Below are 12,208 nucleotides of genomic sequence, written 5' to 3' on the forward strand. Positions count from 1 at the left end.
AGTAAGGAGCAAGAGACATGCAGATCATTTTGCTCGAACGGATCGAGAAGCTTGGTTCGATCGGTGACGTCGTCTCCGTGAAGGACGGCTATGCCCGCAACTTCCTGTTGCCCAACAAGAAGGCCCTGCGCGCCAACGAAGCCAACCGCAAGGTCTTCGAAGCCAATCGCGAGCGCATTGAATCCGAAAACGTTGCCAAGCGCGACGAAGCTGCCAAGCGCGCCGAATCGGTCGATGGCATGCAGGTCGTGCTCATCCGCGCTTCGTCGAACAGCGGCCAGCTTTACGGCTCGGTCTCGGTTCGCGACATCGCCGATGCACTCAACGAAGCTGGCGCGACCGCGGTCACCAAGGCGATGATCATTCTGGAACGTCCGATCAAGACGCTGGGCGTATTCCCGGTCAAGATCGCGCTTCACCCGGAAGTCTCGGTCAACGTCACCGTCAACGTTGCTCGCAGCGATGATGAAGCCGAACTGCAGAAGGCCGGTGTCGACGTGATGCGTCAGATGTTCGAAGAAGACCAGCAGCCTGCTGGCTTCGTCGAAAAGTTCGACCCCAACGCCGAACCGGGCCTGATCCCGCAGGACGAGCCCGAAGAAGCCGAAGCCGAGGGCGAACAGCCCGAAGCCTGAGAGCTTTGAAAGCCACACAAAAAGCCAGGTTCCAGTGATGGAGCCTGGCTTTTTTGTGATATGTTTCACTCAGCTTTCAAGGCCATCCAGCCGGATGCGGCGGAAGCCAGTCAATGCCGCATCGGTGTCCGCATCGCGTCGCATTTGTAAATTCAAAAGGGCCTCATTTACATCCACTTCCTGTCAATGATAACTTTCATCAAGAATCACTGACGGAGCGCAAGTGATGAAGACCTGTCTGTTAGTTGGGTTTTTGGTGTTTACTTGTGTTGGGGCGGCTAATTCAGACGAAGCCGTGGCGCAAAGTCCGGAATGTCGCACAGTCCCCCTCAACGAGGGAGGAAAGCCCAAGCCTACAAAAATGTGCAAAGATACTAATGGCCAGTGGGTGGCAGCCGCTCCTGTCATGGGCAAGGAAATCCCAGCCACTTTCAGAGGGAAAATCGTCTACGAAGGCACGGCCAACGGAGTAAACTATCCGCCCCAACGCCAGAACTCGCGTAACATCCTTGGCGATCTGATAGGCAGCGCGCTCAAGCTTGACGGCAAGCCATTCTCACTGGCCGCCAGATATGAACTCGAATTCGACGGCAATCTTGTCACCGGTCGCTATTCGGGAAGGAGCGCAAATGGCGCGACCCAGACTGGGACGATGTCAGGCACCCGTACAGGTACCAATTGCCAGCTGTTCACACCGAATAACGAACTGATCCAAGCCACGTGTGACAGCCAGTCGTTCGTGGCTGTCTCCAAAAGCAATCCGCAAGATCGCAACCGCTGGGAAACCAGGGTCGATGCCAGTTCCGTCGAAGTCGTAGATTATGTCGAGCGTGATCGGCTGCAGGCTATTGCTGCGCAGCAGGCCAAGGCCGAACGAGAAGCGGCGGCTGCCCGTTATGCAGCGCTGCCAAACGCAGGGCCAACGCTGACGAAAAAGCTCGACGAGTTCGTGCGTACTGACTCGCAAGGCTGGGCGTTCAATCAATACAATCCGGGCTCAATCCGAAACGTCAAGATCGTCGAAGGCACGATCAAGTCGGGCAGCTATGTGATGCGCGGCGACTACACCTATAATGGCGGAAGCGAAGGCTGGGTGCTGGCAAAAATGGCGGGCAGCAAACTAGAATGCATCCAGTTCTGGGATGCCGTCATGGGCTGCCGTGGTCTACGGACTGCAGAACAAGGCCAGGCCATGCGAGATGCTACCGCGGCGGCAGTTGTCGGATCGTTTTCGGGCGGCGGCTCATCGCAGGGTGGACAGAAGATGTGCAGGAACGGTTTCGGAACGGGCACCCCTGGCACGGAACAACCCTGCTAGTTTCATTAACGCGTCGGCGGCGAGACGACCTCCGCGTTGAAGCGCTGGGCGAGCACGACGAAGTTCGTCACCTCGCGGCGAAGCGTGCCGCGCTTGACGCCGAAATCGCTGATCAGATAGCGTGCGACGAACGGCTCTCCCGCCACGGATACGCCTGCCTTGCTGAACTCGTACAACCGGTTGAAATCCCCCGCAGCCTGGGTGAGATTGATCAGGTTCCTTTCGGCGGGCTTGGGCCAGAAGGCGAGCAGGTAGAGCCCCTGGCACTGGCTGGGCTGCTCCGGGGGGCAGGCGGTGAAGAACATGTTGATCTTGAGCTGACCGAAACTCGCTTCGACAAACGTCCGCCCCTCGGGGGTCTGGCGGTCGGCGATGGTGACCGCCGTGCCGAAGGACGACAGGATTTCGCGAACCGAGGTGGGCGTGAAGGCGTCAACCTCTGTCAGGTCGTCGGCATTGCCCGGCTGCTGGGCCATCGCCGGCACATGCGCCGCAGCACCCAGCAGGCACGCGGCGATACCGATGCTCCATGCTCGCAATACGCTGTGCCTGTGCATGTCCATCTCCTGCCCCCTGGGTGTCGCCCTGCCGTATCATAGGCGGTGCGCACCGATGCTTGCAACCTCCTGAAAAACCGACCCGTGGCAGTCATCATCCGGTAATGACAGTGTCGCCCAAACTCGTTAAGCGTCGAACATGAAAAGTGTAGACCAGATCATCGCCGCCCTGGCCGACCATTATGAGCAGTCGGTTGCCAATCTCCAGTCCGCGATTCGCGCTTATGTCGAGCATGGCACCCTGCCCGATGCCGACATGCGCAGCCGCGGCGGTTTCAGCTATCCCCTGCTGCGGGTCGAGTATGACGGGAGCGATCGCCTGTCGTCTACCGGGCTGTCATTCGGACGCCTGAACGCGCAGGGGCTGTATACCACCACGGTGACGCGGCCAAAGCTGTTTGCCGATTACCTCACCGAACAGCTCGTCCTGTTGCGCGAGAACTACGACGTCAGCATGAGCGTTGAGCCCAGCACGCAGGAAATTCCGTTCCCATATGTCCTCGACGGTATCGCCGGGATGGATCTGGGCGGCATTACGCCGCTGGAACTGGCGCGATACTTCCCCACCACCGAGCTGGCCGATATTGGTGACGAGATCGCCGATGGTTTCCTGTCGCTCGGTCAGGGCATGGACCGGCCGCTGTCGCTGTTCGATGGCCTGCGTACCGATTTCTCGCTCGCACGGCTGCGGCACTATACCGGGACGCCGCCGGAACATGTCCAGCGCTTCATCCTGTTCACCAACTATCACCGCTATGTCGATGAATTCGTGGGATGGGCGTGCAGCCAGATCGGCAAGGGCTATTACACTGCGCTGTCCGGAGCCGGCGGCCTGTACACCGACGTCCCCGGATCGGACCCCAGTCAATTGGTGGCCGATAGCGCCTGGCGGCGGCATCAGATGCCCGCCTATCACCTGATCGCCCCGGATTTCGGCGGCATTACCCTGGTCAACATCGGCGTCGGCCCCTCCAATGCCAAGACGATCACCGACCACCTTGCGGTGCTGCGCCCCGAAGTATGGCTGATGATCGGTCATTGCGGCGGCCTCAGGCCCACCCAGCGGATCGGCGATTATGTGCTGGCGCATGCCTATCTGCGCGATGACCACATCATGGACGACGTGCTGCCTCCCGAGATCCCCATTCCGCCGATCGCCGAGATCCAGCAGGCGCTGGCGGGCGCGGCGGAGGAAATATCCGGCACCAGCGGCGCCGACCTCAAGCGGCGGATGCGCACCGGAACGGTCGTGACGACCGATGATCGCAACTGGGAATTGCGGTATTCCGCCAGCGCGCTGCGCTTCTCCCAGTCGCGCGCTGTCGCCATCGACATGGAGAGCGCGACGATTGCGGCGCAGGGCTATCGCTTCCGCGTGCCTTACGGGACGTTGCTATGCGTGTCGGACAAGCCGCTGCACGGCGAACTGAAGCTGCCAGGCCAGGCCAACCGCTTCTATGAGGAGGCGATTGCCGCGCACATGCAGATCGGCATCCGGACCTGCGAAATGCTGCGCGAGGAAAGCGGTTCGCTTCACAGCCGCAAGCTGCGCGCGTTCAACGAGCCGCCTTTCCGCTAAGGCACGTTACCGTAACATCTGCATATCTTTGCAGGTATGTATTGACGCAGGCATTTGCCCTGCGGTAACGCGCCTTTCTGTCTGGGGATTTCTTCCCCATGCCGACGTGGAACCGCCGCCTATGCCGCATCGCGCACCTGTCGCCCGAGAGCTTGCTGAAGTCTTCAAGCTGATCGCGCATCCCGACCGGATTCGTCTGATCGAGGAACTGCGCACTGGCGAGTGCGATGTGAATACCCTGGCCCAGCGGCTGGACCTCCCGCCAACCCGGTTGTCGCAGCACCTCAGCTTGCTGAGGGCCGCGCGGATGGTGGCGGAACGACGCAATGGCCGCCAGCACCTCTACAGCCTGGCACAGCCGCAGATCGCGCGCTGGATTACCGACGGCCTGGCTTTTGTCGAAGCCAGGGCCCCCGCCTCCATGGCCGGAGACTTGCGCGAAGTGCGTGAGCTCTGGTCATGATCATCAATCCCCATTGATACCGAACCCAAGGAGCCTCCCCATGCCCCATTTCGCCGCAGGCGTTGTCCGCTTCCAGACCGAAGTCTTCCCCGAAAAGCAGGAGCTGTTTGAAAGCCTCGCCAAGGGCCAGTCGCCCGAAGCCCTCTTCATTACCTGCTCTGATTCGCGGATCGAAACCGCGATGATCACCCAGACCGAGCCGGGCGAGCTATTCATCTGCCGCAACGCCGGCAACATCGTTCCCCCGCACACGCAGCAGACCGGCGGCATGACCGCGTCGATCGAGTTCGCTGTTGCCGCGCTCAAAGTCCCCCACATCGTGATTTGCGGACACACCGAATGTGGCGCGATGAAAGGTGCGATGAATCTGGACGGGCTCGCTGGTCTTCCCCACGTCCGCGAATGGCTGGGCTACACCCGCGCAGCTGTCGAAGTCGTCAACCATCTCGGTGCCGATCTTGACGAAGCGGGCAAGATGAACCTGCTGCTGCAGCAGAATGTCATCCTGCAGCTCAATCACCTCAAGACGCATCCCTCGGTTGCTGCGCGCATGGCTGCGGGCGAACTGCAGCTGCATGGCTGGGTCTACGATATCCGCACCGGCGATGTGGCAGCCTATGACGCCGCTGAGGACAAATTCGTGCCTGTGCATGAACATTACGCAAGCGAAATGGCGGCGATCGCCTTGGCCAAGCACGAATGTATGGCGTGATTTTCGATAGCAATATCTCCCTGTCCCCAGGAGCATCATGATGACTGCGACTACAGCCCCTTTGGGTGAATTCGAGACGATGAAGAAGAGCTGGCCGCAAGACCTGCTCGCCTCTGTCGTCGTTTTTCTGGTGGCTTTGCCGCTGTGCCTTGGCGTTGCCATCGCATCGGGCGCGCCGCCGGCCCTGGGCCTGATCACGGGCATCATCGGCGGGCTCGTCGTCGGGTCGCTGGCAGGATCTCCACTGCAGGTCAGCGGCCCGGCCGCCGGCCTTGCGGTGTTGTGCTACCAGCTGGTGCAGGACCACGGCCTCATCATGATGGGCGTGGTCGGCCTGATGGCGGGCGCCTGGCAGCTGATTGCGGGGATTGCCCGGCTCGGCCAATGGTTCCGCGCCATTTCGCCTTCGGTCATCCACGGGATGCTCGCCGGGATCGGCGTGCTGATCCTGGGGTCGCAGTTCCATGTGATGATCGATGACAGCCCGCGCGGCAGCGGACTCGAGAACCTGATCTCGATCCCCGAGGCGATCTACAAGGCCATCTTCCCGATGGCGATGGACAGCCATCACCTCGCCGCCATGGTGGGTGTTGCGACCATCGCTGCGATCGTCTTGTGGAACCAGTTCAAGCCCAAGGCGCTTGCCGTGGTCCCCGCGCCGCTGATCGCGGTGATCGTGGGTACGATGGTGGCGCTGCTGGCCGGGTTCGACATCAACCGCGTTGTGGTCCCCGACAGCATTGTCGCCTCGCTCAACATCCCGACGATGGAAGCGCTGCAGCGCGGCCTGGGGTTTGACATCATCCTGCTCGGTATCGTGTTCGCGTTCGTGGCGAGTGCCGAAACCCTGCTGTGCGCCACCGCTGTCGATCAGATGCACACCGGTCCGCGCACCAAGTACGACAAGGAACTGCGTGCGCAGGGCATCGGTAACATGCTGTGCGGTGCCGTGGGTGCCTTGCCGATGACCGGGGTTATCGTGCGCTCGTCTGCCAATGTGCAGGCCGGAGGCAAGACCCGTCTGTCAGCGATCATGCACGGTGTGTGGATTCTCGGAACTGTTGCCGCGCTTCCCTGGCTGCTGGCCTACATCCCCACCGCCGCGCTGGCCGCGATCCTGGTGTATACCGGCTACAAGCTGGTCAACATCGCCCAGATCAAGAAGATCGCGACCTATGGCAAGGTCGAACTGGTGATCTACTTCGCGACCCTGGGTGGCATCGTGGTGTTCGATCTGCTCACCGGCGTCATCATCGGCTTCGTGCTGGCAACCGCGAAGGTCGTCTATACCTTCACCCATGTTCGCGTGGACCTGGAAGACGACGAAATGGCCAACCGCACCGACGTGTTCCTGCACGGCTCGGCGACCTTCTTCTCGATCCCGCGGCTTGCCAGCGTGCTCGAGACGGTCAAGTCCGGTCGCGCGGTGCATGTGCATGTCGAACGTCTGGACCATATCGACCACGCGTGTCTCGACATGCTGGCGGCCTGGGAGAAACAGCACAATGCCACAGGTGGCACGATGATCATGGAGTGGAAACATCTGCGCGAGCGTTACGCCTCGCCCTATCAGAAGATGCAGGACGAAGCCGACAGCAACCGCGACGGACCGGGGGAAGGGCCAAAAAAAGCCCCGCCGGTGCTTGAGCCGGCTGCCTGATCCAAATATCTGCCAAAGCATTGCAATCAAAAGGCCGTCGGAGCAATCCGGCGGCCTTTTTGCACAACAGGATCGAAAACTTGCGGTTCGCGCCGATCATCAGGGAACAATCGGCGTGTGTCCGCGTAATGCCTCCATCAACGGAATGGTAATGCCGTCCGGTGAAACCCAAGGAGATTATTATGAGCGATGCCATCAAAACTGCTGCAGCGCGCATCAAGGAAGACGCGCTCAATCTGGCCGAGCGTGCGCGCACGGAAGCGCAGAGCGCCTTCGCATCGGTCAATGATCACCGCGAAGAATTGCGCGTGAAGGCAACCGAAACCGCCAAGCTGGCCGGCGACGTGATCGCCGAAAACGCCAAGATCGCCTCTGACCTGACGCGGCGCAATGCCAATGCAGCAGCGACCATCCTTTCCGACAACGCCAAGGCGCTGACCAATGAAATCGGTCCGCTGCGCGACAAGGCCGGCGAGCTGGCGCAGGACGCATCCGAGCGGCTGAGCATCGCTGCGCGCGAGCTGTCGGAAAAGGTGAGCCAGAACAGCAAATATGCGGCTGATCAGGCGCGCGCTCATCCCGCGATCGCAATCGGTCTGGCCGCGGGCGGCATCGCTCTCATCGCAGCCGCCATTGCCATCAGCCGTCGCAACACGGCCGATACCGCGCCCCAGCTGGATGAAAACAGCGACTATGTCGATCCCAACGTGGTCCCTTCGACCACGGGTGCGGCAGCGAAACCAAACACCAAGCGGTAATCAGCCGGCGTTGATTACGCTTAACAGATAGGTGCCGCGTGCGATTCCCTCATACGCGGCGCCTCGGGGCCTGTTTTCCGGCAAGAGGCGCCCCCCGCTTCAGGAGAGCAGGTCCCATCGATAACGAGAACCGATAACCGGTTCTAAGCGAACAACCTCAAGGGCAGGCAGCGCGGTTCACCAACCGCACTGCCTGCCTTTATTCTGTTCCTTGAGCCAGGTCTGCAGCGGTGCGAAGTATTCGACCATCGCGGTGCCATCCATGTCGCGCGATCCGGTGAACGCCTCAAGCGCATCGGGCCAGGGCTTGGATGCCCCCATCTCGAGCATCGCGCTCAGCCGGTTGCCGACCTCCTTGTTGCCATAGAAGGTGCAGCGGTGCAGCGGCCCCTTCCACCCGGCAATGTCGCACGCAGCCTTGTAGAACTGGAACTGCAGGATCCGCGCGAGGAAATAGCGGGTGTAGGGCGTGTTGCCCGGAATATGATATTTCGCCCCCGGATCGAACGCATCGGCGGGCCGCTCGACCGGCGGGGTGATGCCCTGGTATTGCAGCCTGAGTGCGGTCCATGCGTCGTTGTAGCCGGCAGGCTTGATGCTGCCGTCGAATACGCCCCAGCGCCAGCGGTCGACCAGCAGGCCGAACGGCAGGAACGCCAACTTGTCCATGCCCTGGCGCAGCAGCAGCCCGAGATCCTTGTCGGGCCCGGGCACCTTCGCCTGGTCCAGAAGGCCGATCTCCACCAGATAATCGGGCGTGATCGACAGCGCGATCATGTCGCCGATGGCCTCGTGGAAGCCGTCGTTGGCGCCGTCGAGGTGCAGCGTATCCTGCTTGTTGTACGCACGCTGATAGTAATTGTGCCCCAGCTCGTGGTGGATCGTGGTGAAATCATCCGCGTTCACCTTGATGCACATCTTGATGCGGACATCGTCCTTGTTGTCGACATCCCAGGCCGAGGCATGGCAGATCACTTCGCGGTCGGCAGGCTTGACGAACTGCGAACGCTGCCAGAACGTCTCGGGCAGAGGCGCAAAGCCCAGCGATGAGAAGAACGCTTCGCCGCCCTTCACCATCTTGATCGGGTCATAGTCCTTGGCCTTGAGCAGCTCGGTGACATCATAGCCGATATCGCCCGCACCCGCCGGGGCGACGACGTCATAGATGTTGCCCCACTCCTGCGCCCACATGTTGCCGAGCAGATCGGCGCGGATCGGACCGGTCTTGGCCTGCACCGCATCGCCGTATTTCTCGTTGAGCTTGGTGCGGGTGTAGCAATGCAGGTCGTCATACAGCGGCTTGACCTGCTGCCAGAGCTTTTCGGTCAGAGCGGCGAACTCGTCCGCGCTCATGTCGTACTGCCCGCGCCACATCGCACCGACGTTCTTGAACCCGAGCTCGCGCGCGCCCTGGTTGGCAATTTCGACCATGCGGGCATAGTCGTCCTTCATCGGCGCGCCGACATTGTCGTGCCAGCTCGCCCACATCTCCTTGAGATCATCGGGGTCGCGGTTCTCGCCCATCGCCGCCTCGATATCCGAACCATTGACCGGCTTGCCGTCGATCGTCCCTTTGCCCTTGCCATAGATCGACTGCAGGTCGGTTGCGATGGTGTTGAGTTCGGCAGCCGCGCCTTCGGTGGTCGGCGCGGGCAGCACGATGCCGCCACGCATCTTGTCGAGCTTGCGCCGCGTTTCCGCGCTCAGGCCATCGACGTCGTTGAACTTCGCCGCCTCGAGCGCGAAACGCACCTGCATTTCCGTGCCCTTGGCGCCGACTTCGGCCGCCAGAGCATTGGTATCGTCGGTCAGATAGGTCGAGTTGACCCAGAACACCCGGCTTGCAGAGATGGTGTAGTCGAACATCTCCTTTTCCGCCGCGGTGACAAAGGCCTCCGCATCTGCGGCGCTGGGCTTGGCAGCAGTGGCTTGCGCGGCCTCTTCGGCAAAGGCAGGCAGGGAGATGGTCGCAACCGACAGCGCGACCACGGACGCGATGGATTTCAGGCATTTCATTTCGGGCAACCCCTTTGCACTCGGCTTGTCTGTTGATCGACAATTCAGGCGCAAACGATGGAGCCGCTATGAGGCAGCGTCAAGTGGTGAGAAATGAAACCATCTCATCGGCCAGCGCGGGTTCGAGCACGCTTGACATGTGCGTCCCTTTGATCTCGGCATAGGTGGCATTGGCCAGACGCCGCGCCAGCTCAGGCGCGCTGCCGTTATCCTGATCATCGGCGCCGCACACGACCAGCACCGGCACGTCGCGCGCCACCAGCGCCTCGGTATCGACATCGCCGAAGCTGTCGAGCAGCAGCCGCGCCGCCACCGGATCGATGCCTTGAGTCTTCATGAAGGCCACGGCCATGAAATGCGGGTCGCCGCGCTTGACCTCATCGCGTCGATCGATCGCGGTGACGAAGAAATCGCGCCGCCGACCCCATCCGGTCAGCCCTTCCCAGCCCATGCCGGCGAGAATGGCCTTGCGCGGTGTCACGCCCGCTCCCAGCAGCTTGGCGGTTGTGCGCGCGCCCAGCGAAAAGCCGCCCAGATCGAAATCGTCGAGCCCCAATGTCTCGATCAGCGACAGGGCGTCATCGACCAGCACCCCGTGCGGATAGGCGGCGGGATCGTGTGGCGCACCGCTTTGGCCGTGCGCGCGAAGATCGGGCATGATCACGCGAAAACCCGCCTGGGCCAGCTTGGCGGCGTGGCCGAACTTGATCCAGTTGGTCTCGGCGCTCGAAAACAGCCCGTGCAGCAGCAGCAACGCCCTGCCCTCACCGGTTTCGTGCACGGCAAGCTCGGTGCCGTCGACCGAGCGAATGCGGGTGGTGGCGATGCTGGGGGCTGGTGCGGTCATCCCCGCTCTTTAAGGCCTGCCTGCTGCATGCGCCAGAGGACAAGATCGATGCGGTCCTGGCCGAAAAACGGTTCGCCATCGAACACCAGAGTCGGCACGCCCCAATGCCCCGCCATTTCCAGCGCCTCCTGGTTGGCGGCGAGCTCGGCATCCAGCGCTTCGGCGTCGGCCACAGCGATGGCATCCAGCTCGGCCAGGTCCAGCCCGGCCCGCTCGGCCGCGCCCGCCAGATGATCGCCCTCATGCCAGTCGGTCGCGCCGCCCCAGATCAGCCGCGAAACCTCATCGCAGAACGCCAGGCTCTTGCCCTGCCGGGCAGCCGCCTGCCCCATGCGAGTGATGCGATAGATATAGGGCTGCTCGGCCGCGATGGTGCGGGTGGCGATATCCTGCACGATCGGATCGGGGCGCGGCGGCCCGAACGGGATGTCCAGATACTGGGCGAGCCGGAACACATCGGTGAAGGTGTAGCGCAGCCAGCCGGGCGGGCTCTTCTCGAAGAAATCCGGCTGGCGGATGGCGAGCGGATAGACCGGACGCAGGTTGAGCGTCAGGTCATAGCGCTCGGCCATCGCGCGATAGCGCCGCATCGCCAGATAGCTGTACGGCGAGCGGAAGGACCAGAATATGTCGGCGGTCAATGTCATGACACTGACCGTGACATAAGATCAGCCCTTTTTCAAATGCCTTCTGCCCAGCAGTTCGGCGATCTGAACCGCATTGAGCGCAGCGCCCTTGCGCAGATTGTCCGAGACGCACCACAAGGAGATGCCGTTCTCGACGGTGCTGTCGTCGCGCACGCGGCTGATATAGGTCGCGCCATCGCCGACGCATTCGACCGGGGTGACGTATCCGCCGTCCTCGCGCTTGTCGACCAGCATGATGCCGGGGGCCTCCCGCAGGATCTTCTGCGCATCTTCGGCGCTCAGCTCGTTTTCGAACTCGATGTTCACCGCCTCGGAATGACCAACGAACACCGGCACGCGCACGCAGGTCGCCACCAGCTTGATCTTGGGGTCGAGGATCTTCTTGGTTTCGACCACCATCTTCCACTCTTCCTTGGTCGATCCATCGTCGAGGAACACGTCGATATGCGGGATGACGTTGAAGGCGATCTGCTTGGTGAACTTCTTCGCCTCGGCGCTGTCACCGACGAAGATGTTGCGCGACTGCTCGAACAGCTCGTCCATGCCTTCCTTGCCCGCGCCCGACACCGACTGATAGGTCGCGACGACGACGCGCTTGATCGTCGCTGCGTCATGCAGCGGCTTGAGCGCCACGACCAATTGTGCGGTCGAGCAATTGGGGTTGGCGATGATGTTGCGAGCCTTGTAGCCATCGATGGCATCGGGGTTCACTTCCGGCACGATCAGCGGCACGTCGGGCTCCATGCGGTAGAGCGACGAGTTGTCGATCACGACGCAGCCCTGCGAGGCCGCCTTGGGGGCGTAGATCTTGGTTGCGGCAGAGCCGGCTGCAAACAGCGCCATGTCCCAACCGGTGAAATCGAAATGCTCGATATTCTGCACCTTGATCATCTTGCCGGTGTCGCCGAACTCGACCGTCGTGCCCGTCGAACGCGACGAGGCGACCGCTGCGATCTCATCGATCGGGAACTCGCGCTCGGCCAGGATGGCCAGCATTTCGCGACCGACATTTCCGG

Annotated in this window: 12 protein-coding genes; 7 read left to right on the top strand and 5 right to left on the bottom strand. The window is 61.8% G+C overall.

The genetic code is table 11. The annotated features are described in order from the left end of the window. Window positions 1–17 precede the first annotated feature (17 nt). Window positions 18–635, top strand: coding sequence for a 50S ribosomal protein L9 (gene rplI / locus QUV11_RS16680; RefSeq protein WP_300884080.1), 618 nt, complete (start codon window positions 18–20; stop codon window positions 633–635). 226 nt (window positions 636–861) lie between these two features. Further along, window positions 862–1,953: a hypothetical protein gene (locus QUV11_RS16685; protein WP_300884082.1), complete on the top strand. Its 1,092-nt coding sequence runs from the start codon at window positions 862–864 to the stop codon at window positions 1,951–1,953. Between the two features lie 5 nt (window positions 1,954–1,958). Here the strand turns inward: QUV11_RS16685 and QUV11_RS16690 are convergent, their stop codons facing one another. Continuing rightward, window positions 1,959–2,510 (bottom strand): YbjN domain-containing protein, encoded by a 552-nt coding sequence (locus tag QUV11_RS16690; RefSeq protein WP_300884085.1) that lies wholly within the window; start codon window positions 2,508–2,510, stop codon window positions 1,959–1,961. Between the two features lie 139 nt (window positions 2,511–2,649). Here QUV11_RS16690 and QUV11_RS16695 point away from each other — a divergent pair, with 139 nt between their 5' ends. The 5 genes from QUV11_RS16695 (at window position 2,650) to QUV11_RS16715 (ending at window position 7,682) form a co-directional block, all read left to right on the top strand. Beyond that, a complete protein-coding gene (locus tag QUV11_RS16695) occupies window positions 2,650–4,089 on the top strand; it encodes an AMP nucleosidase (RefSeq protein WP_300884087.1) in 1,440 nt (479 codons plus the stop codon). A 121-nt stretch (window positions 4,090–4,210) separates the two neighbouring features. After that, window positions 4,211–4,552, top strand: coding sequence for a metalloregulator ArsR/SmtB family transcription factor (locus QUV11_RS16700; RefSeq protein WP_300884088.1), 342 nt, complete (start codon window positions 4,211–4,213; stop codon window positions 4,550–4,552). Between the two features lie 40 nt (window positions 4,553–4,592). Further along, window positions 4,593–5,264, top strand: a complete 672-nt coding sequence (locus QUV11_RS16705; RefSeq protein ID WP_300884089.1) for a carbonic anhydrase — start codon at window positions 4,593–4,595, stop codon at window positions 5,262–5,264. A 40-nt stretch (window positions 5,265–5,304) separates the two neighbouring features. Continuing rightward, window positions 5,305–6,924 (top strand): SulP family inorganic anion transporter, encoded by a 1,620-nt coding sequence (locus QUV11_RS16710; RefSeq protein ID WP_300884090.1) that lies wholly within the window; start codon window positions 5,305–5,307, stop codon window positions 6,922–6,924. A 182-nt stretch (window positions 6,925–7,106) separates the two neighbouring features. After that, window positions 7,107–7,682: a hypothetical protein gene (locus QUV11_RS16715; RefSeq protein WP_300884091.1), complete on the top strand. Its 576-nt coding sequence runs from the start codon at window positions 7,107–7,109 to the stop codon at window positions 7,680–7,682. Window positions 7,683–7,859: 177 nt separating this feature from the next. Here QUV11_RS16715 and QUV11_RS16720 read toward each other — a convergent pair whose 3' ends face one another. The 4 genes from QUV11_RS16720 to QUV11_RS16735 all read right to left on the bottom strand — a co-directional run. Next, window positions 7,860–9,698: a M2 family metallopeptidase gene (locus tag QUV11_RS16720; protein WP_300884092.1), complete on the bottom strand. Its 1,839-nt coding sequence runs from the start codon at window positions 9,696–9,698 to the stop codon at window positions 7,860–7,862. Window positions 9,699–9,777: 79 nt separating this feature from the next. Continuing rightward, a complete protein-coding gene (locus tag QUV11_RS16725; RefSeq protein ID WP_300884093.1) occupies window positions 9,778–10,545 on the bottom strand; it encodes an alpha/beta fold hydrolase in 768 nt (255 codons plus the stop codon). Further along, the gene (locus QUV11_RS16730) at window positions 10,542–11,192 is read right to left on the bottom strand and encodes a 2-hydroxychromene-2-carboxylate isomerase (RefSeq protein ID WP_300884094.1); all 651 of its coding nucleotides are present in this window, start codon (window positions 11,190–11,192) and stop codon (window positions 10,542–10,544) included. Before QUV11_RS16730 ends, QUV11_RS16725 begins: the two co-directional genes overlap by 4 nt. A 21-nt stretch (window positions 11,193–11,213) precedes the next feature. Further along, window positions 11,214–12,208: aspartate-semialdehyde dehydrogenase (locus QUV11_RS16735; protein WP_300884096.1), on the bottom strand; the 995-nt coding region annotated here is incomplete at its 5' end.

The sequence above is a fragment of the Blastomonas sp. genome, assembly GCF_030373265.1.
Classification (GTDB): Bacteria; Pseudomonadota; Alphaproteobacteria; order Sphingomonadales; family Sphingomonadaceae; genus Blastomonas.